This is a genomic window from Methanosarcina sp. UBA411 (assembly GCF_002495725.1).
Classification (GTDB): domain Archaea; phylum Halobacteriota; class Methanosarcinia; order Methanosarcinales; family Methanosarcinaceae; genus Methanosarcina.
In genome coordinates this window covers 28,406-50,515 of the sequence record NZ_DAGK01000011.1, presented here as the reverse complement: position 1 = coordinate 50,515, position 22,110 = coordinate 28,406, and the positions used below count along the sequence as shown (strand labels likewise).

Genomic DNA, 22,110 nt, shown 5'->3' with positions numbered 1-22,110 from the left:
ATTACATCCGTGAGTCTCAGGAATATCTAACTATCAGAAATGTATGTAAATTAATTCAAAGCATGATAAATTAAAGTTGCGCTGGAGCACTCCACAGCAAGATAGCGGAGGATTCGACTGAAATAAAAAAATTAATAAAACAAGTGTAATAACTGTCATATACTAAATATCTACAAACAGATAAATCGATTTATTACAAATAAGAAATAAAAAGAGGGTATAGATGTCACAAAACTATGATGACTATAAAGAAGACATTACTCAAGACATAAAAAAATGTCTTGAGGAAATGATATGCCAACCCATACTTTTTGTAGGGTCGGGAGTATCACGGAGATACATAGGTGCTCCTAGCTGGGAAGAACTACTTAAAGAAATGGCAAAAAACTGCCCTCGAATAGATAAAGGATTTGCTTATTACAAACAAAATGCACAACAGAAGAACGGAAAAAATTTGATGATAGAGATAGGAACTCTTTTTGCAGACTTATATCGTGATTGGGCTTGGAATGAAGGAAGAAGTGAGTTCCCAGAAGAACTATTTACAGAAGATAAACCTTCTGAAATCTATCTAAAATACAAAATTGCAGAATATTTAGATTCTTTACTGACTGATCCATTTGGATCAGAAGTGAATTTGGAGCTGATGGAAGAAATTCAATACCTAAAAAGAATAAAGCCTCATGCAATAATAACTACTAATTACGATCTTTTTCTTGAAAGTATTTTCACAGGATATAAACCAATAATAGGACAACAAATACTCAAAACGAATTTTATGATATATGGTGAAATACTCAAAATTCATGGATGTGTTTCAAACCCAACTAGTATGGTTTTAACTACAAATGATTATAAAGACTTTAATCGAAAAAAAAAGTACCTTAGCTCTAAATTATTAACTTATTTTGTTGAACATCCACTTCTATTTATTGGTTATAGCACAGAGGATCCCAATATAAAAAGTATACTATCAGATGTTGATGAAATTATATCATCGCAGAACAAAATAATTCCGAATATTTATATTTTGGAATGGGATCCAAATTTGAACCATGCCAATTACCCGCAAAGAGAAAAAATAATTTCAACTGATTTAAATAAGAGTATCGCGATAAAAAATATAACTGCTTCATCTTTTAAATGGGTTTTTGAAGCATTTGGAAACCTATGCAATATTCAATATGTTGATACTAAACTACTCAGAGCTCTTGTCGCAAGAACATATGATTTTGTCAGAACGGACATACCTAAAAACAGAATTGAATTAAATTATGAAACTTTAGAACATACTGTAAATAGTAAAGATGGGTTTGTAACATTATTTGGATTGACAAATGTGGATGATCCTTCTGCTTTCAATGCTAAGTATCCTTACACTTTGACTATGGTGGGTGAGAAACTTGGATTTTATAATAAAAAGGGTACTAAAGCATCTTGGAATAAAGTAGATGATTTGATTAAACAAATTAAAAAAGACAAAGGTGTGGATATTAAAGAAAGTGACAACCGTTATCATTTCAAAGTAAAGACTGGAGAAAAAAGCACAGCAAATAAATACTCTGATGAAGCTATTTCTTTATTAACAAAGGTAAGGGATAAAGTAGACTATTCCCTTGATATTAATTGATTTCTCTTCTTAAATGGCATTTTCTTTGATGCACAGATTTTATATTAAACGTGCATAAACGTGAGAACAAGTTTACAGAACTTTCAGCACACTGCCAAATAAAGGCACCTATTTTTCCAATAATATTTAACATTTTCAGGTGCAATTAAAATGATTAAGATGAAAATATCAAAATATTTATCCATTTAATCGGATACTTTCATCTTATGAACAATCATAGCGAAGCTGAAAGTTCAAGTCCTAATTCCGTCCACTGTGACGCCGATAAAATTCCAGGATGGAACGAAGACCTTGATCTGGCTTTTTCTGCCTACAAAGGCCCCTACACTCCCGGAAGAGTTGCATCAAGGCATAAAACGGTCTGCGAGGTCCTTGTCTCTGGAGCTGTCGTACAGGCTGGAATCTCCGGTGCGCTTCTGAAAATTGGGAAGCAGCCGGTTGTAGGGGATTTTGTCGTTTTGCTTGACCAGCCTGAACTGGGCTCACGCATGGTTGTGAACATTCTGCCCAGGCGGACCTGCCTCTCAAGAGGGGCAGCAGGAGACGGGGGCGGGGAGCAGGTAATTGCTGCAAATCTTGATACCATTTTTATCGTGACCTCCGTTGGTAAGGATCTCAACCTTCGAAGGCTTGAGAGGTATCTTGCCATTGTGTATTCTTCCGGTGCAAACCCTGTGATTTTACTTAACAAAATAGACCTTGAAGATAACCCAACCCGACTGGTAGAAAAAGTCCGGTCTATTGCAGGTGACGTGCCGGTTATTCCATTAAGCGCCCTTTCAAAAACCGGGCTTGACGAACTTAGCCCTTACCTCAACCCGGGGGAAACAGTTGCATTAATAGGTTCGTCCGGTGTCGGAAAATCCACGCTTATCAATGCTTTTCTTGGCGAAACCGTCCAGAAAACCGGAGATATCCGGAAAGACGATGAAAAAGGAAGGCATACAACCACAGTCCGCCAGCTCTTCCTGCTTCCGAATGGAGCGGTTCTTATAGACAATCCCGGGGTCAGGGAAATCCAGCTTGGGGATTCTGCAGACGGGCTTGAGAAAGCTTTTTCCGAGATCGTTGATGCAGCCCGCAATTGCAAGTTTAAAGACTGTACTCACCGGGACGAGCCGGGCTGTGCTGTACTGAAGGCGGTTGAAGACGGGATTATTCCTGAGGAACGGCTTGCCAGCTACCACAGATTAACTGAAGAACTCGTATTTCAGTCAAAGAAAGTGGAGATCGGGCTAAAGCGGCTTGAAAAAGAAAAATGCAGGAAAATAGCGTTGGATATTAAAAAATACAAGAAATCTACGGGGAAGCTGTAAGATGAAGCGTATTTCTAGGCAGGATCCATCAGGAGTTTATTAATCTCTTAATTTGTCAGTCGATTAGCATTGTATTGTGTTTATTGTGTTTATAGTTTTTATTTTACTGCCTCGGCATGCTGTGTGATTTAATCGACTGAAGCTAATCGACTGAATCATCATTTTTTGTTCTCTCTAAATAGCGCAATGCCTAAAAATAAACAACACTTTTTTAACTGCATAGGTTTCGTGAAAAGCACGAATCCAGATTTAGGAGGCACTTATATGGCAAGTAATGTTTATTTTGCAGACCTAAGGGCGAAAAATCCTCAGGAGAACACTATCAGCAAGATTCAGAGACTTTTTGACGAAGCAGGTTTTGCTGAACTTCTTGGAGAAGGTGATCTGACTGCAATTAAGATCCATTTCGGAGAGTATGGAAACGACGGATATATAAATCCGGTCTTTGTGCGGCAGGTTGTGGAAAAGATCCGGGCAGCCGGAGCAAAACCGTTTATTACGGACACAAATACGCTTTACTCAGGCAGCCGGCATAATGCAGTTGACCACCTGACTACAGCGATTGAACACGGTTTTGATTATTCTGTTGTCAGGGCCCCGCTTATCATATCGGACGGTTTGAAGAGCCAGAGTGCTGCAGATGTAGAGATCGGGAAGAAGCATTTCAAATCCGTAAAAATAGGGTCGGATATTGCTGCTGCCGATTCTATGATTGTGATGTCCCATTTCAAGGGGCATATAGTAGCCGGTTTTGGAGGGGCTATCAAGAACCTCGCTATGGGCTGTGCCCCAGCAGCCGGCAAAAAGGAACAGCATTTCAGGACAAGCCCGCATATAATTAAGGATAAGTGTATAGGCTGCCAAAAATGTGTTAAAATCTGTCCTGTAGGAGCTTCTTCTCTTCTGGGAGAAGTTTCAATGATTGAGCCCACTATCTGTATAAGCTGCGGGCAGTGTATGGAAGTATGTCCTGCGGGAGCTATAACTATAGATTGGGAACATGATATCCCGGAGTTTCTGGAGAGTCTTACAGAGTATGCTTATGGGGCAGTAAAAGGAAAAGAAGGGAAAGTAGGTTACATAAATTTCCTGCTTAAAATTACTCCTGATTGTGACTGTGTGCCCTGGAGTGATGCTCCTATTGTACCGGATATAGGAATTCTAGCTTCAAAAGACCCTGTTGCCCTTGACCAGGCAAGCTATGACCTTGTAAATAAGCAGAAAGGGCTCATTGGCTCCTCCCTTCAATGTAATCACGAAGCTGGAGCCGATAAGTTCAAAGGGACATGGCCAATGATTGATGGAACTCACCAGCTCAAGTACGGAGAAGAAATCGGCCTTGGAAGCCGTGAGTATGAACTGATTGAGATTTGAGTTATTTAACATCGGTTTAAATTTAACCGATTTAAAGAAATCAACTCTCAGTAACTTTTCCTTTTTATTAACTTATCCATAAAAAGTTCCGGATGTCAGTTTAATTATAAGGTTAGTTCTAATGTTAGCCCTCAGGTAAATACTCAGATTAATACTTAGATCAATTTCCAGATTGATACTTAGACTAATATTCAGATCAATTTTAGTTGACTAAATCTCAAATCTATTTTTTAAAAAGATAAATATAGCAGATGCCACCACTTAGTATATGAATTAATCTTACCCAACTTTACTGGAGATGAATTAGAGTGACCATCTGGGAATATGATGTTAAAGAGATAAGGTTCAGTGAGTGGTCAAAGGCAAAAGAAGATCTTAACAGCCTCGGGACTGAAGGCTGGGAGCTCATCAAATTTGCGGATGATATCGACGAAAACGGTATGATAGCAGCTGTTTTTAAAAGGTCGGTCGATTACGTTGATGCATCTCTATAATGTTCTTTTTTAAATTTATCGTTTTTATCCTATTTTTTTCTGTGTAAACTGCCATTTTAAGTGTTGGGCCTATAAGTTGTTTAGGTTTTCTTAATTTTTTAATTTTTATCTTAACCTGAGTTAAAAATTTATGATCTTTTCCTGTGAATAATGCTTCTTTTTCCTTGAGCAGTATAGATTTTCCATAGGTAACACCTTTTATTAACAATGCTTACTTATTTTGTTATAAGACAAAGTTTTAATCATATTAAATATTACTATATCTTAGAAAATTAATATCCAGATGGATAATTAATATCTAGATGGATAAAATTCAGAGTGACATGTGGAAAAGTAAGAATCAGGAGCCAGGGAATGGAAAATCAAATTGGAACTAAAGTAGAACCCGACAAGGAAGATTGTACACAAAATAAAGAGAGAAATCTGGAACTCAACAAACAAAATAAAGAGATAAATTTGGAACTCAACAAGCAAAATAAAGAGATAAATTTGGAACTCAACAAGCAAAATAAAGAGACATATGGGGTAAAAAGCCAACTGAGTACCGGAATAAAAGTAAAATATGGAAATGGAACTGGAAAAGCCGCTGAATTGATGCAAAAGCCTGAGATAAATTCCGACCGCTTTTTCAAGCTTATCGATTCTTCTATTCAGGGTTTAAAAGAGTACAAGCTGATTATTTCGGCTCTTGAGCTTGGAATGTTTGAAGCGCTCAAAACTCCATTATCCGCAAGAGACCTGGCTGAAAAACTTGGTTGTGATCCTCTGCTCATGCCTCATTTCTGTGGAGCTCTTTATAATCTTGGCCTGCTCGATCGGTTTGAAGAAGGAGCATTTGAGGAAGAGGGGAATGTACTGAGTAAGGAAAAAGCTGAGAAAAGAGACCTCGATTCCGAAGGCAGATATGGATATAAATCGGAAGACGAATCGGAAGAAAAATCGGAAGAAAAATCGGAAGATCGATCTGAATCCCAAATCCAGAGCGACGGAGCAAGAAACGGTACTGCCGTATACCTTGTTTCGGAGATAAGTGCTGCTTATCTTCTGGAAAGCTCTCCGTTTTCGCAGCAGCACTACCTTGCCGGAAGGCTAAGGAATGTCGAACTCTGGAATCATCTTCCTCAAATAATGAAAAGTGGACCTGAGATTTTCGAGAGAGGAACATATTTCCAAGAGGTTGTCCATTCCATGGCTGAAAACGCACGCTGTGGAATGCTTCAGGAAACCGTAAAAACCGTTACGGAACATGTTGATTTCGAGAAGGTCAAAAAGCTGCTTGACCTTGGGGGAGGGCATGGACTCTATGCTATTGCTTTTGCAAAACTGAACGAAAACCTTCGAGCCTTTGTGTTTGACCTGCCTCCTGTCACGGAAAAAACAAAAGAGTTTATTGAAGAGTACGGAGCGTCAAATGTAAGCGTAATTCCAGGAGACTTTTTTAAGGAAGAAATTGGGGATGAGTATGATCTTATCTTTTCTTCCTTTAACCCCGGAGGGAAAGTCCCTTCCCTTATCCCCAAGCTTGCCGAAGCCTTAAATCCGGGAGGAATTTTCGTAACCAGGCAGATGCCTGACGAGAAAATGGAATCCAGCCCGCTTCTCAGCCTTGACTGGAACCTCTGGACTTTTGAAGGGGTGAAAAAAGGAGGATCAGGTTACAGTTTCGAAAACAGTATTCCTTTCACCGAATATATAGGAATGATTGGTAATTACGGGCTTGAAGTCTTCCATCAACTTGATATGAAGGACGGATCAAGAATTGTATTTGCGCGGAAAGCAATCTGAAATTGTGTTTGCGTGGAAAGCAATCTGAACTTTGCAGGAAAAAATTATAGTCCCTAATGTAAGATTTGCATTTACTTTATAACGAAGACACGGAAAACGCAAAAGAATTGACTCCCTATTTACTTTATTCTATATTTTCCTTGCTTTCCGTGGTTAACCTTTCACTTAACATTGGTGAAGAAATTCTGGTTTTTAGCTATGAATTGTTTAGAGTTATTGTTTTCTCTAACGAAATTTAGAGCGGGAGTGCGAACATACACGCTGCTTGCAGCGGAGTGTGCCAGCACAACTTTAATTTCTTCCTGCGGAGCTGGAAAAATCTGAAACAGCAATGTTATTATGCTGTAAAACAATTTCTAAATGGGGATTGCTGTGATAAAAGAAGCCATGTTCTACGAGAAAATCGGAGACAATAAAGTACATTGCAGACTCTGCGCCCAGAGTTGCAAAATTTCCCCGGGAAAAAGGGGCTTTTGCGGGGTCAGGGAAAATAGGGATGGAGAATTATACACTCTTATTTACGGGACGGTTTCAAGCGAAGCAGTTGACCCTATCGAAAAGAAACCGCTTTATCACTTTTATCCGGGATCTTACGCTTATTCAGTCGGGTCAATAGGATGCAATTTCCGCTGCAAACACTGCCAGAACTGGTCGATTTCCCAGGCTTGCCTGGAGGACGCTTACACAACGGATATTCCGCCTGAAGAGCTTATTCAAAGGGCCCTCCTCTCACGTTCAAGCTCAATTGCATGGACCTATAATGAGCCCACTATCTGGCACGAATACACATACGATTGTGCAAAACTGGCAAAAGCCTCAGGGCTTGCAACAGTCTATGTGACGAACGGGTATATGACTCCTGATGCCCTGAGGCACATAGCACCCTATCTGGATGCCGCAAACATTGATATCAAGGCTTTCACTGAAAAATTCTATCATGATGTCGCCAGCGCAAAACTGGCTCCTGTGCTCGAGGCTTCTGCTCTTGCAAAACAGCTCGGGATCCATGTAGAGATTACAAACCTTATTATCCCCGGAGTAAATGATTCTCTTGATGAGCTCAGGGAACTTTCAAAATGGGCATATAAAAATCTGGGGCCTGAGACTCCCCTGCATTTTACCCGTTTCCATCCCCAATATAAAATGCAGAACCTCTCTCCAACACCTGTGAAAACCATGCAGGAAGCCTGTAAAATCGCAACCGAGGAAGGGATGAAGTATGTTTACATGGGCAACGTCCCTGGCAGTGAGCGCAATAATACTTTTTGCCCGAACTGCGGAAAAATGCTGATCAAAAGAGGCTTTTTCGAAATTGAAAATTACGATATTACCTCAGAGAAAACCTGTCCTAAATGTGGGGAACATATTCCCATTGTAGGTGAATATGTCGGCACAAAACAGGTACCGTACGAATACTAATATTAAATGCATATAAAAACTAAAATCGAAAGAAGAGAGAAATTTTAGGGCAAACCTCCGAATGACTAAAAAGATAGTCTCTAAAAGGAGGTCTGTCATTATATTTCAGAAAAAATATTTCCAGTACCCTTCCTGAAATATTTTTTGAATTCCTTCTCGCAGGGAAGGGGTATATTTCTCGGGTTCAGCTTTGATGGTTCCATGCAGTTCTTCAAGTTCAACCCATTCCACAGACATGGCTTCTTCCGGGTCAGGACGGATTAAGTTCACAGTTTTTTCCGAACACAAACCTGAAAATACCGTGTGGAAGGCTCCTTTGTTTTCGAATATGCATGGGATTTTAAATAATTTCCGGAATGGAACCGAGATTCCTATTTCTTCAAGCATTTCCCGTTCCATGCAGGCTTCATAAGATTCGTCTGCTACAGTACCGCTTACCGAATAGGTATAACGGCCCGGATACCACCGTTTTTTAGGCGACCTTTTCTGAATAAGCATCTTATTTTCAGGGTTGAGCAGAATAAGGTGAGCAGCCCTGTGAATGTGCTTTCCCGAATAAAACTCTTCTCGCTCGCGCAGCCCAAGAAAGTTATCGTTTTTATCAACTTCACTTATCAGCTCTCCCACGAAAACACTCCTGTTTGTTGGATTGTCCCACTAATCGGTTCGGTTGAGTATAAAAAGAAAGAATTTAGATTAGAATAAAAATGAAAAATGACAGGCTTCAATAAGAGGCTAAACCTGAATTAAATGCCGTGAAAAGAAAAGAGAAACTCACTTTTCAGGTGAAACTCACTTTTCAGGTATCTTCAGGGTTCAGAAACTTCTTTTGGCCTTTCTGTGGATTTCTGGATCTCATCCAGAAGCTGGTCGTCAGTCTTGCCTCTTATGTCAATCCCAAGATTCTGGGCGGTTTCCTGTAACTTAGTCTTTGGAGTTGCAGGCTCTTTTAAGGATTTCTCAAATTCCCTAAGGTTTTGTTCGGATTCCTTCTGAGCTTTTTTGAATTCTCCCACCGAACTTCCCATGGATCTGGCTAATTCAGGAAGTTTAGCTGCGCCAAAAAGGAGCACAACTACTGCAAAAATCATTACGAGTTCATTTGTGCCTATCATCGCTTGACCTCAAGCTTTTCGTTTTCTTAAATAAATATAATTTAACAGATAATAATGATCTGAATATTGTAAATATCTATAAAGCTAAGATTTTTTATGTTATATAAAGTTTCTATTTTCATTTATTATTTTTAATATATTATATATTTAACTCTTTTAACTTTGTCTCTTTTCCTAATTATATTTCTTCCTTTTGAGTCTTCTACGCAGATCTATCTCCTTTATCTCAGCTTGATCCCAGGATTTCAGCTTTTCCGGTGATCTTCCGGTTCAGAAAGAGATTTTCCGGCTTCCGGTTTATCTTCTAGGTCTGTACCGGTTTTCACTGTGTCGGTTTTCAGTTCTGTGTCGGTTTTTATTTCTTTACTGCTGCTTGGAGTGTCCTTTTGTTCTTTCTCTTTCTCTATGGGAGTCGCTGTATTCCCAGCCTTTCTAGTGTAAACATCGAATTGATTGAGTTCAAGCTCGGCAGCGCGCTGGGCTTTTTTAAATTCTCCCATTGCACCTCCTAAAGACCGTGCAAGCTCAGGAAGCTTCTGGGGCCCAAAGAGAAAGAGAGCAGCAACGATAATTGCTATCAATTCAGGCGTACCTATCATATTTGGTTATTATCAACAATCTAATATAAAAGTTCTTGTAAAAAGATTAATGAACGGCCTTAACCTGGAAACTTATTAGAATCCCCTGTATTTAAACAAGAAACGATTTAATTAGATCTGCAACTAGTCCTCAAAATAGCCGAACTAACAGCAGGCTGAACTCAAACAGGACTCCCAGTAAAAGCGCTACAACAATCTGTGCAATAAAAGTCGGGTCAGGGGAAAGAAATAGCGAAATTGCCATAATACCACTGTAGACCAGTATTCTCTGCTTTTTGAGTGTCTGATATTCAACAAGCCCCATTTTCACGGCAAAAACCACAAGCAGTGGAAGCTGGAATACAAGCCCGAAACCTGCCAGGATCGTGGTTACGGCTGAAAGGGTATTCTGAACTGAAAGCTGCGCTGTAGCCATATCGCCTGAGTAAAGGAGAATGTACTTGAACATCACAGGCAAGACAACAAAATAACCTATAGCGGTCCCGAAAATGAAAAGCAAGAAAGACGCCGGGATGACTTTGAGGAAAAAGCGCTTCTCATGCGGATAAAGCCCTTTGCCTGCAAACCTGTAAAGCTGGTAAAAGAGCTGCGGAATCGAGATCGCAAGGGCAAAGACCAGACAGAGCTTGAGGCGAGCAAAGGTCCATTCTAGGGGTGAGTATGCTGTCATATAAGTGTCAGTACTTATAAATTCCTTCCAGACAAGTAACATTCCTTTCGCCGAAAATGGGAAAGAGATAATTATTCCCAGAAAAAGCCAAATTAAAACAATTGCCAGTCGATTCCTTAGCTCGATAAGGTGGGCCACAATTGGTTCTTCGACATCTCCCGGAACACCGGAAGTATATGAGTTCACCCCCGAAGCTTTTCCGGCAGAAGTTGCTGTTCCGTTGCCTGTGTGCTGTGAGTTCATTTTTTCCGCTCTTACGTGTACTGAATAAATATATTAATATTAAAGTATGTTAAGTATGAATCTAAAACCTTTCTGAGATGTTCCGATTTTCAGGTGTAAAAGATATCTTCACGATCCATTTTACAATCCTTCTTCACAATATCTTTCTACTATATATTTACGTGCTGATAGCTTCAGAGATTAACATTTATGGCACTGAATCAGTATATATAACCAATTAAAAATAATTAATATAACCTGATTAAGATAATTTGATTAATATAGTTATCGGAATTAATATAAGTTAACTAAGGTAATTTGTGTAATATAATTATGATACCAGAGAACTAAATTAAGATAATTAATATAATCTGGTTGAGATAACTGAGAACTTAATTAAGACAACTGATAGCTTGATTAAGATAATTAATGTAATCTGATGAATTGTATAATCAGATTCAGATAATTAATATAATATACTCGTTATAAATAATATAATCTATTAAGGTAACCATTGCTATTAATCTATTAAAGTAATTTCTATTTCCCGATACTTGAACACCATTGTTTCCGTACTTGAACTTAATGACTTCCTTCAACTGAATTTCTCCTGAATGGCTGGAAGTTTCAGGAAATCTTTGAAGGATTCCATGAAAAAAACTGGATAAACCCAAAGCGAAAAAACAAAATAGGTAAAAGGAAAGTTGATGATAAAATCACCTCTTTGAATTAATGTTCCCTTAAATGAGACATCGAACTTTCTTTTGCTTTTCCGGATAGGTACTCCATATGTCTGAAGCCATTGAAAATCTCAGTGTAATCCTACTGACCCTGCGAAATAAGTTACTTGTCATTGCCGGGGTCCTTATCACAGCGATCATTCTCTCTTTCCAGTTTACTGAACCCCTCATAGAGAGGATGAAAGAAGATCTCCTCCCAGAGGGCGCAAAACTCGTTTATGTTTCCCCTCTGGAAGTAATGATGCTGGAGCTTAAGCTCTCGATAATAATCGGGACGCTCATTACCCTGCCTCTCATTGCATTTTACATATACAGGGCAATTTCGAGGCGGTATTCAGTTCAGGTTCCGATTAATATAGGAAAAGGCCAGTTTGTTGTACTGGGTATTTCTGCTGTCATCATGTTCATCCTTGGGGCTTCGTATGCCTATTTTTTCATGCTGCCTATATTCCTCAAGTATCTCTATATGGATGCAGCCAGTTCAGGGGTGACTGCGACTTATTCGATCTTCAAATTTATCTCATTCGTAGCTTCAGGCACGGCAATGTTCGGCCTGGTTTTTGAACTTCCGATAGTGCTCACCTTCCTTACCCGAAATGGATTTGTAAAATACAGGACACTTGTAACCTATCGAAAGCACCTTTATGTCCTTATTATGATTATTGCAGCTGCCATTACTCCGGGAGCTGATGTGCTCAGTCAGATGATGATTGCCGTGCCCATGGTAATATTCTTTGAGATCAGCCTGGTGATTGTCCGGATACTTGGAGTTAAGAATAGCCTTCCCAAGCCTGAGACTTCCGCATCGACATTCGGGATTACAAGAAGGAATTAAAGAAAATTAAAAGCTTAAACGAAAATGAGAACTGGAAAATAAAAAGAGTTAAAGAGTAGAAATAAGAACTTAAGAATGAGAGAAAAAGAATTCAAGAATAGAAATAAAAGTTCAAGATTGAATACAGGCGTGTTTGGGGGTGATATGATGATAGTTGAGAAAGCAACCCAAACACGCCTCTCATCATTCTTTTCCGCACTCGCCTATCAGCTTATATTTGGTTTTGACAGCACTTAAGATTATCGAAATTAATTTTATAAAACAGTTTTTTTGGCTATTTTTTAGACTACCGTTCACAAAATGTCGACTGCTAATAGTCCTACTGTCTGAATTCTTTCAATGTACTCAGGATAATCTTATTTAACAGAAACCTTTATTTGAAGAGATCATGGAGCCGCAGCACGTAAAAGCAAATATCCAGGTAATTGCCGCATCCGTCATATACGGATTTTCAGGAATTTTTTTCATGTATGTAAAGAACATGTCCGCAGGAGCTGTTGTGTTTTACCAGCTTCTTTTTGGGCTTCTTGCACTTGCAGGTTATCTGGCAGTTACCGGAAAACTATCAGGAATCAGGCTCCGGGGAAAAAGAAAAACCCTGATGCTGCTTGGGGCCCTCAATGCAGGCGCAATGGTCTCTTATTACATGGCTGTGAGCTTTACTAATGTCTCAATATCCGTACTTCTGCTTTATACGGCTCCGTTTTACGTTTTGCTGCTCGCCCCTATCTTCCTGAAGGAGAAACATAACAAAAAGAGCCTTCTTGCCTTGATTCTCTCTCTTGCGGGTGTAGTAATTGTGATCGGCCCTGAAAACCTTGTTTCTGGATCGGGAATTGAGCCAGAATATCTTGCTGGGGTGCTTATGGGCCTTTTTTCAGGCCTTTTTTACGCCTGCGTTACTATCACTTCTCGTTATCTCAGGAACGAGTATTCAGGTTTAGAACAACTTTTTATCTCAACCTTCGTAACGCTTGTATTATTACTTCCTTTTGTAAAACAGGCCTCAGTAACTGCTCTTGTTGAGAACCTGCCTGTTCTCCTCTTTCTAGGGGTAACAATCACTTCAGTGGGTTCGATTCTTTACTTTACAGGGCTTTTGCACGTCAAAGCCCAGAATGCAAGCATACTTTCCCTGCTTGAACCTGTAAGTACGATTTTTTTCGCTTACCTACTCTTAAAAGACCCTATATCCGCTGAAACCCTGCTTGGCTGTGTCCTTATTCTTTCCAGCTCTCTCCTGGCAAGCCTGGAGGAGGAAAGCAAAACCGAAAACGAACCTGTTTTCAGGGAAAAACTGCCTGCAGGTCCTGAGCTTGCTGAATGCTGGGAAAAGTAATTTGAATAGATCGAGTCCAGTAAGCTTTTTTTGAAAAAGCTTGCTCGAAAATCCCCAAGCAGTGGTGTGGTCAACCGACGTAAAGGTTGCGTTTGAGCTTGAGAGCCTTATCTCCAACTCCTAGCGACGGCGTAACCGGCGCAAAGCAAACCTTTTGAGAATAGGCATGACCTAAAACCTCTAGTAGTGGTATAATAAACTGACTAGATGTTTGCACTCAAGAGGGCTGAAGTATAACGAAAATACGAATAATCGTAATTTTTAGAAAAGCTCTAATAGTAGGGAAATAGTTCTCAGATATAACAAAGAAAATATTCTCAAATGTATTATTCTTAAGTATATTATTCTTAAAGGAGCTCCTCGCAATCCGGATTTTATTTTTTTCTAATTATAGCTCTGTTTCCGGGCAAACAGGATAAAATTTATTAGCACATGTTTTATTCTATCAATCTTAAATATATTTAACTGATTGTTTCAAAAGGGCCTGGTATTCTTATGGTAGACGTAGTTAAGGAATTGGAAGCCCTGAGGCAGAATTTACTTGATCTGTCCCTTAGAAATAACCTTCTCAATTACCGCCCTTCCCAGAAAAGGACTATCTCGATCACAGGCTGGAAGCCAGAGGAAATTTACGAGCTCTTTGTTCTCCAGGAAAAATCAATGAGGTTCAGGGCAACAGCCCAGTTAAGAAAAGGCAGGAAAACTGGAAATGGAGAGGAAGGCGAAGCTTCGGAAAAGGAAAACCGGCTTTTGAAAACAATAGGAAAAATCCTGGTCTCCGAAGACAAACCCCAGCCTTCCCGCTCCGAGCAGTTCCTAGAAACTCAGGATGACAGCGAGACCCTTAATAAAAAGCTCTTTTATGTCTTTAATCAGGCAAACTCCATATTTGAAGAACAGGGATATCCTGTGCTCTACCTTGCTCTTGGCTTTCTACAGTGGAGTGATAACCGATCGGCCGTAAAAAATCTGAAAGCACCCCTTCTCCTTATCCCTGTCGAACTCAAACGCATAGGAAAAGGCAGGATTTTCAGTATCCAGTGGACAGGAGACGAGATTTTTACCTCGATTACCCTTCAGGCTAAAATGAAAGAATTCGGGATCATGCTTCCCGAATATGAAATGCCTGAGGAAGCTGCAGGAATTGAAGAATATTTCAGGGCTGTATCCAGAGAAATTCATGGGAAGAAGGACTGGAAGCTTTTACCTGATATCTGCCTTGACCTTTTTAACTTCAAAAAATTTGTCATGTATAAGGATCTTGACCCTGCAACCTGGCCTGAAGACATGTCTCCTGCAGACCATCCCCTGGTTCAGAAAGTCTTTAACCCTGAAGGCCCTCAATGTGAGGTTTCCGGTTTCCTGGAAGAAGAGGTTGACCTGAAACTTTCAGCAAAAGATACTTACCAGATAATGGATGCCGACTCTTCCCAGATCGCAGTCATTGAAGATGTGAAAGCCGGAAAAAACCTTGTTGTTGAGGGCCCGCCTGGAACTGGCAAGTCCCAGACGATTGCAAATACTATTGCGGAACTTATTGCTCAGGGAAAAAGCGTACTTTTTGTGAGCGAAAAAATGGCTGCTCTTCAGGTTGTAAAAAGCAGGCTGGATTCGGCAGGCCTGGGAGAGCTCTGCCTGGAAATCCACAGCAACCAGACCCGCAGAAAAGCCGTGCTTGAAGAACTGCAAAAAACCCTGAATCGCGAAGCACCTGCGCCTATACGCCCTGACAGGGATATCAATGAACTCGAAAAACTAAAACATGAGCTAAATCAGTATGCCCTGTCCCTTGGGGAACCTGCTGGAAAACTCTACCCAAGCCTCTATACCCTTTACGGTATAAGGGAAAATACAAGGGCTTATTTTGAATCAAAAGGCCTGAAAATGCCTGCTTACAAATTTCAGGAGCCTGAAACCTGGGACCCTGAAGCCTGGACCGATGCAGTGGCTGTTCTGGAAAAACTTGGTCAGATCCTTCCTTTTCTTGGGGCGGTCCGAAAAAATCCCTGGTACGGCTGCGATCCAGGGCTTGTACTTCCTTCGGACTTAGGGGAAATCGAATCCCTTACAGATGAATGCGCTACGGCTTTTGATTACCTGGAAAGCGCCATAAAAAATCTTAATGACCTTTCTGCAACCTCAAAGCCCGCAACTCCTGAGGGAATTACAACCGTAATCAATGTCGCAAAATTTCTTGGGAACTCAAAACACCTGCCTGAAAAAATGCTTCAGAATTCTGAATGGGAATCTGAAAACTCAAAAACCGAATCCGATGCTCTGGTTTCAAAACTCAGACGATACATCGAGCTCAAAACTTTTGCGGAAAAAACTTTTCGCCCTGTGGTCTTTGACCTTGATACCACTAAATTTGAGGATCTTTCCAGCAATTTCCTTAAATTTTTAAACCCTAAATACAGGAAGCTCAAAAAGGAGATTTCAGCCTGCTATATCTCACGAGTGCCTTTAAGGGACAGTAAAATCTTGCTTGACCTGGCCTACCTTTCCGAATATAAAGCCCTCAGACTGGAACTTGAAAGTTCGGGTGCAAAAGGCAAAAAGTACTTTGGGGATTACTGGAAAGACTTGGAAAGCGATCCTTCCCTTCTTGAAGAGTGCAGCCAACAGATAATACTCTTCCGAAAATACCTGAAAGAGGGCACTCTTACAGAAAGGAGTTTCAGGCTTATAGGATCTGGAATTGACGGCCCGGCCCTTGAATCCTCGATCAGCCGTGTACTGGCTGCAAAGCAAGAATTTCTGGAGGCGCTTGAGAAAGTTGGAGCTCGCATAGGTGCAGATTTCGGGAAAATGTTCGCAGACGGCCTGGAAGTCGCAAAGCTAAATTCGTTAAAAGCCCGTGTAACCAACTGGAAAAACGAGACTTCATCCCTGGTATTATGGAGCCAGTATCTCGGATACAGGCAAGCCTGTCTGGAAACAAAGGCAGCCCTGATAATGGAAGACCTTGAATCTGGAAAAATCGCGGTTTGTGACGCGATCCCTGCTTTTGAAGGCAACTATGCTGAGATTCTCCTGAATCGTACCTTCAGGGAAAGGCCTGCACTTTCAGCTTTCATCCGGGAACTCCATGAAGGCAAGATTGAAAAGTTCAGGGAACTTGACAAAAAGGTCCTGATGGAAAACAGGAACAGGATCACATGTTCGGCTTATGAGGAAACCCCTAAATTGGCTTCAGGCGCGTCAAGAGCCTCAGAAGTGGGCATTCTGCTTAACGAATTCAACAGAAAAAGAGGGCATATGCCGATCCGTACCCTAATGAAGAAAGCAGGCGGGCTGATCCAGAAAATCAAGCCCTGTTTCCTGATGAGCCCGCTTTCTATTGCCCAGTACCTTGATCCAAGAAGCACCCGTTTTGATGTTATTATTTTTGACGAAGCTAGCCAGGTCAGACCCGAGGATGCAGTTGGCGCTCTCCTTCGCGGAAATCAGGTAGTAGTAATGGGGGACTCCAAGCAGCTTCCTCCTACTGATTTCTTCGATAGCGTACTCGACTCTCCGGAGAGAGAGCCCGATTATTCCGTTACTGCAGGAGATATGGAAAGTATCCTGAATGTGTGCAAACACAGTTTTCCGGTAAAGACTCTGCGCTGGCACTACAGGAGCAGGCACGAGTCCCTAATTGCAATCTCAAACCAGGAATTTTATGATAATCGCCTCTATTTTTATCCCTCCCCCATGCAAAAAGACGAAAAACTCGGGCTGAAATTCGTGCATCTTCCGGAAGCGGTTTATGAAAGGGGAAAAAGTGGAGCCAATCGAGTAGAAGCAAGAGCTGTTGCAAGGACAGTTTTCGAACACTTCAGCAGGTATCCCGATAAAAGCCTTGGGGTCGGGACATTCAATATTAAACAGCAGGAAGCTATCCAGGAAGAAATCGAGGCTTTGATTAAAGTAAATCCGGTTTTTGACCTCAATTCTGGGAACGGAAAAGGTGAGCACTTTTTTGTTAAAAATCTAGAGACTATCCAAGGTGATGAGAGGGATGTTATACTGCTGAGTGTAGGTTTCGGCTTTGACGGCAACCAAAAACTCTCCCTTAACTTCGGTCCTCTAAATCGTGAGGGAGGGGAAAGACGCCTGAATGTTCTCATTACGCGAGCCCGGGAAAAATGTGTCGTTTTTGCGAATTTTACCTCAAGAGACTTAAATCTGGAGGAAAATACACCATTCGGGCTTCGGGCCCTCAAAATCTTCCTTGAATTTGCAGAGACTGGCAGGCTTTCCTTACATGTAAACAGCAGAGGGGCCGTTGATTCGCCTTTTGAAGAGGCGATCTCCGATTTCCTGGCAGAAAACGGCTGTGAAGTCCACAGGCAGATCGGCTGTGCCGGATACAGGCTTGATCTTGCAGTCCCCAACCCCGCCCATCCAGGACAATATATTCTTGGAATCGAGTGTGATGGAGCAAGCTATTATTCCCTGCATGTTGCACGAGACCGTGACCGCCTACGCCAGCAGGTGCTCAAAGGACTTGGCTGGAAAATCTACCGGGTCTGGTCAACGGATTGGTACCTACATCCAAAAGAGAGTAGGGAAAAGCTACTTGAAGCTGTGAAGGAGGCTATAAAACAGGCAAAAGTCAAAGCAAAATCTGAAATCGAGCTCGAGGTTCCGAAGATTAACAAGCCTTCTGCCTGGGCTGAACCCGTAAAGAAAAGTCCTTCAGGACAGTTTTCTAATTCCCCTGCTAATTCGGGTTTATTCGCAGTTCCTGTTTTGCCTGCAGTGAGTGTGGCGAGTGAAGGAGGAGATGAACTTGAAACTCGATTTTATAACAGATCCTCCCTTCCGGAAACTTTTGAAACTGAAATTCTTCCAGAGACCTCCTTTGAAGCCGAAGCTGAAGAGTCCTATTCAGGCTCATTTTTTAAACTAGAAGAAGGACTTACAGATCCTTCAAGCATGGATTTCCTGCCAGAAATGGATACAAGAGCCAGATCGATGGCTTTAGTTGCTGACGAAAACTCCCGCAAGAAGCCTGTAAGAAGGTCAAAAAAATCAAAAGTCCTTAAATTCAGCGTAGATCCCCGTTCTAATGAAGGCGAAACCCGACTCATACCTGAGCCAGAGCCTGAGAAAGTTAGTTTTTTCCAGGCTTATCCTGAGATTGATTTCAGTGCAGGCCCTGAAAAGAAAAAAAAGCGCAAGCGAATTAATGAGTTTGAATATATCTACGGTTCAGGTGGCTATTTCGAATCCGAGTCTGAATCCGAGGAAGACAACTATGCAGACGAAGGCGACAGTTATACAGGTATATGGGATTCGGAAACTCAAATCGAGACCGAAGCCGAACCTGTAATTAAGCCTGACACAAAACAGAGAGCTCAGGTTCAGCTAATTGAGCCCACTCTCGAAGATACATCTAAGGCTGAAACTAGAACCCCTAAGAGACCTCTTTCAACCCCAGTTGAAAAAATAAGGAAATTTCCTAAGGGATCCGATACTGAAAGCTCCTTAAAATTCAGAGCATATAACACCGGATCAAGAAATGTTGAAACACCAGACATTCCGCAAAAAAAATCTGATCCAGAAATTCCACGAAAAGAGCCTGAAAATCTGTCCGGAAAGACCGATTCTTTCGAGACTGCCGTACCTCTTTACCAGGCCTGCCTTTCCTCAGGACTTCCGCAATCAAGCGATCTTTCGGAGGTTTCAGATAAGCAGCTTGAGGAGGCAATTATACGGATCATCGCAGTTGAAGGCCCCATTCATGTGCAACTCCTTTTACAGCGAATGAAATTACATGCAGGAATTCCCCGAATGCTCTGGAAAATCAAGCAGAAGATAATTGATATTGCAGTTCTTGCCGAAAGTTCCGAAAAAATCCGGGTCAAAGGAGAATTCTACTGGCCAGTTTCGGAACCTACCTGTCTCCTGCGCAGGCATGATGGAGACACTTCTGCAAAAATTGAGTGGATCTGTGATGAGGAAATAAAAGAAGCTATTCGTTTTGTCCTGAACAGCCAGTATTCAACCCCTCTTGAAGATCTTATTGTCCAAACCTCAAGAGTACTCGGGATAAAAAGTACACGCAAAAATACCTGGGAAAGAATTGAAAAACTTATACAGGCAGGAATAGAGAATAAGGAACTGACTCTCCTGCCTAATGAAATGATTTATTTTGTTGAGTGAGAGAGGTTTTTCAGAAAATAGGATTTTCTAAAAGCTATTTTTTCGTAAAAATCTTATTCCTTATTTTTAGTTTCTATGTTATTTTCTTGTTATTTTCTTGTTATTTTCTTGTTATTCTCTATTTAGACTTGCTATTTTTGATTTTTCATTGTTAAATCCTAATTTTTATATAAGAGTAATTTTATTGTTTTGTAGATAAATTCGTGGAGAAGTTTTTGCTGAAAATTGAAGCTTGTGATCCCCGCCAGTAAGCTTTATTTAGGTTTATTTTGTAGAACAAAAAATCCGAGAGAAATAAAGAATTAATTTGAAGCTCACAGAAATTAGTTTTGTAAAAACTTCTATGTGGCTAAAAATATTGCTTAAAAATATTATGTAAAGAGCTTTGTTTCAATTTGCTGTCAATTTCAGTCAAATCTTCCTCTATTATTGAAACAGGGTCTAAATTAGACTTGATGAGTATAAACTTGGTTTCAGAACTTCCGTAAATCGTAATTTTACAGATAAGCTGAAGCACTGTTTAGGAGAAAACGGTAATGTCCAATAAACTGGATCTCTCAATCGTAATCCCAGTTTGTGATGAAGGAGAAAATGTAGAGGAATTATATGATGAATTGCATAGAGTTCTCTCCCGGCTGGGGAAAAAATATGAGATCATTTTCGTAGATGACGGATCTATAGATGATACTTTTAAGAAATTACAGGCAATCAAAGATAGCACAGTCAAGCTTATGAGGTTCCAGAGGAACTATGGAAAGGCTGCGGCGCTCTCATGCGGGTTCAGGAAATCAAAAGGAAATATTGTTATTACTATGGACGGCGATCTGCAGGATGATCCCAAAGAAATACCAAGATTTCTTGAGAAACTAGAAGAATATGACGTGGTTTCAGGCTGGAAGAGTAAAAGACAGGACCCTGTTTCAAAGACTATTCCCTCAAAATTCTTCAATGCGTTGACCCGGTTTATCACAGGAGTCAAAATTCATGACTTTAACTGTGGATTCAAAGGTTATAGAAATTATGTTGTAAAGAATATAAAATTATATGGAGAATTCCATCGCTATATTCCAGCTCTAGCTCACTGGAAAGGATATACTGTTGGAGAAATCGAAGTTGAACACCATCCCAGAGTTCATGGAGTATCTAAATATGGGGTTGAAAGGCTTTTTAAAGGCTTTCTGGATTTGATTACAGTCACATTTTTGAATATATACAAGAAAAGACCTCTTCACATCTTTGGAGGTATAGGCTTCTTACTGATATTCTCAGCAATAGTCATAAGCCTGCACCAGGTCTCTCTCTGGATCAAAGGCATCAGGATAGGAGACAGGCCTCTGCTAATGTTGAGCATATTACTCATGGTAATTGGAGTTCAGTTTATTTCCATTGGTCTGATAGGAGAACTGATCACAAACTCCAGAAATAACGACGATTATATTATAAAGTACGATAGCTATGAACTGGAAAACGATAGGTAAGGCTGCAGTCAGTTTGGGGCTAATGCTTTACCTTATAGCCAAACTTGACCTAAGAGCGATCTACGAGACCTTTACCCAAATGGATCTGACATTGCTTTCTCTCTCATTACCTTTTATTGCTCTGATGTACCTGATAAAAGCAAGAAAATGGCAGGCTTTGCTTGATTGTATAAATGTTCAAATCCCAGTAAGACGATCACTTGAAATAATCTTAATAGGTAATTTTTATGGAGCTCTTACTCCAGGCAGAGCAGGAGAAGTTTCAAGAGCTTTTTATTTAGATGCTGAGAGATCCAAAAGCATACCAACCGTAATAATGGACAGAATTATAGATATGATCTGTCTTCTGGTCTTGAGTGTACTATCTATAGCTTTCTTCTTTAATGATCGAAATTTAATTTATCTAATGACGCCTATGATAATGATTTTTATCGCTGGCATATTCGTTATCACAAATGAAAAGATAGTAACTTTTATTATTGGGATATTTTCAAAAAAAGATGAATTCAAAGAAAATTATATTAGAACGATAAGAGAAATCACTGGAAACAAAAAAGCTATTTTTTCTGTTTCTGCACTAACTCTTGAATATTACATATTAAATTTATTTGTATATTGGATTGTCATAAAATCCTTAAATCCCGCATTAAACAGTTTACTTACCTTTTCTCTTCCAATAGTAGTAGTTCTGGGCAATTTTCCAATTTCTATATCAGGATTTGGAGTTCGAGAATTTGTAAGCGTTACAATATTCAAACTATTAAATGAAAGTTCTACATATGGGTTCTCCTGCTCTATAGTTCTATATTTCCTGACTACATTACTACCAGCAGTGTTTGGATTCATGCTCACTTTAAGAAAAAAACCTTGAAATTTCGAGGATTTAGGTAGAATTTATAAAAAGGGATCTGGCTATTCAGGGAGCATATATGAAATTTCGT

At 40.3% G+C, this 22,110-nt stretch carries 16 protein-coding genes; 12 read left to right on the top strand and 4 right to left on the bottom strand.

Translation table 11 applies throughout. The annotated features are described in order from the left end of the window. Positions 1–223: 223 nt before the first annotated feature. The 6 genes from BP861_RS03685 to amrS all read left to right on the top strand — a co-directional run bounded on the left by BP861_RS03685 (position 224) and on the right by amrS (position 8,018). A complete protein-coding gene (locus BP861_RS03685) occupies positions 224–1,630 on the top strand; it encodes an SIR2 family protein (RefSeq protein WP_292372704.1) in 1,407 nt (468 codons plus the stop codon). A 206-nt stretch (positions 1,631–1,836) separates the two neighbouring features. Beyond that, positions 1,837–2,946 carry a ribosome small subunit-dependent GTPase A gene (rsgA, locus tag BP861_RS03680; RefSeq protein WP_292372702.1) on the top strand — a complete coding sequence of 370 codons (1,110 nt, stop codon included), beginning with the start codon at positions 1,837–1,839 and terminating at the stop codon, positions 2,944–2,946. Positions 2,947–3,210: 264 nt separating this feature from the next. Then, positions 3,211–4,320 (top strand): DUF362 domain-containing protein, encoded by a 1,110-nt coding sequence (locus BP861_RS03675; RefSeq protein ID WP_292372701.1) that lies wholly within the window; start codon positions 3,211–3,213, stop codon positions 4,318–4,320. Positions 4,321–4,628: 308 nt separating this feature from the next. Then, positions 4,629–4,814, top strand: a complete 186-nt coding sequence (locus BP861_RS03670) for a hypothetical protein (protein ID WP_292372699.1) — start codon at positions 4,629–4,631, stop codon at positions 4,812–4,814. A 354-nt stretch (positions 4,815–5,168) separates the two neighbouring features. After that, positions 5,169–6,599, top strand: coding sequence for a methyltransferase (locus BP861_RS03665; protein ID WP_349680991.1), 1,431 nt, complete (start codon positions 5,169–5,171; stop codon positions 6,597–6,599). Between the two features lie 360 nt (positions 6,600–6,959). Beyond that, positions 6,960–8,018, top strand: a complete 1,059-nt coding sequence (gene amrS / locus BP861_RS03660) for an AmmeMemoRadiSam system radical SAM enzyme (RefSeq protein WP_292372697.1) — start codon at positions 6,960–6,962, stop codon at positions 8,016–8,018. 105 nt (positions 8,019–8,123) lie between these two features. Here the strand turns inward: amrS and BP861_RS03655 are convergent, their stop codons facing one another. The 4 genes from BP861_RS03655 to tatC (BP861_RS03640) form a co-directional block, all read right to left on the bottom strand. Beyond that, positions 8,124–8,645 (bottom strand): Nudix hydrolase, encoded by a 522-nt coding sequence (locus tag BP861_RS03655; protein WP_292372695.1) that lies wholly within the window; start codon positions 8,643–8,645, stop codon positions 8,124–8,126. A 182-nt stretch (positions 8,646–8,827) separates the two neighbouring features. Further along, positions 8,828–9,133: a twin-arginine translocase TatA/TatE family subunit gene (locus BP861_RS03650; protein ID WP_292372693.1), complete on the bottom strand. Its 306-nt coding sequence runs from the start codon at positions 9,131–9,133 to the stop codon at positions 8,828–8,830. A 245-nt stretch (positions 9,134–9,378) separates the two neighbouring features. Further along, positions 9,379–9,732, bottom strand: a complete 354-nt coding sequence (locus tag BP861_RS03645) for a Sec-independent protein translocase subunit TatA/TatB (protein ID WP_292372691.1) — start codon at positions 9,730–9,732, stop codon at positions 9,379–9,381. A gap of 130 nt (positions 9,733–9,862) precedes the next feature. After that, positions 9,863–10,645: a twin-arginine translocase subunit TatC gene (gene tatC, locus BP861_RS03640; protein ID WP_292372690.1), complete on the bottom strand. Its 783-nt coding sequence runs from the start codon at positions 10,643–10,645 to the stop codon at positions 9,863–9,865. Positions 10,646–11,413: 768 nt separating this feature from the next. Between tatC (BP861_RS03640) and tatC (BP861_RS03635) the strand changes: the two genes are divergently transcribed. From tatC (BP861_RS03635) to BP861_RS03610, 6 genes are all read left to right on the top strand, one after another. Continuing rightward, the gene (gene tatC, locus BP861_RS03635; protein ID WP_292372688.1) at positions 11,414–12,199 is read left to right on the top strand and encodes a Sec-independent protein translocase TatC; all 786 of its coding nucleotides are present in this window, start codon (positions 11,414–11,416) and stop codon (positions 12,197–12,199) included. A gap of 75 nt (positions 12,200–12,274) precedes the next feature. Continuing rightward, a complete protein-coding gene (locus BP861_RS03630) occupies positions 12,275–12,436 on the top strand; it encodes a hypothetical protein (RefSeq protein ID WP_292372686.1) in 162 nt (53 codons plus the stop codon). A 151-nt stretch (positions 12,437–12,587) separates the two neighbouring features. After that, positions 12,588–13,538, top strand: a complete 951-nt coding sequence (locus BP861_RS03625) for a DMT family transporter (RefSeq protein ID WP_292372684.1) — start codon at positions 12,588–12,590, stop codon at positions 13,536–13,538. A 495-nt stretch (positions 13,539–14,033) separates the two neighbouring features. Then, a complete protein-coding gene (locus BP861_RS03620) occupies positions 14,034–19,691 on the top strand; it encodes a DUF3320 domain-containing protein (RefSeq protein ID WP_292372682.1) in 5,658 nt (1,885 codons plus the stop codon). A 536-nt stretch (positions 19,692–20,227) separates the two neighbouring features. Next, on the top strand, positions 20,228–21,169 hold the full coding sequence (locus BP861_RS03615; RefSeq protein ID WP_292372680.1) for a glycosyltransferase family 2 protein: 942 nt from the start codon (positions 20,228–20,230) through the stop codon (positions 21,167–21,169). Next, positions 21,147–22,040 (top strand): lysylphosphatidylglycerol synthase transmembrane domain-containing protein, encoded by an 894-nt coding sequence (locus tag BP861_RS03610; protein WP_292372678.1) that lies wholly within the window; start codon positions 21,147–21,149, stop codon positions 22,038–22,040. The genes BP861_RS03615 and BP861_RS03610 overlap by 23 nt, the downstream gene beginning before the upstream one ends. The last annotated feature ends 70 nt before the right edge of the window (positions 22,041–22,110 follow it).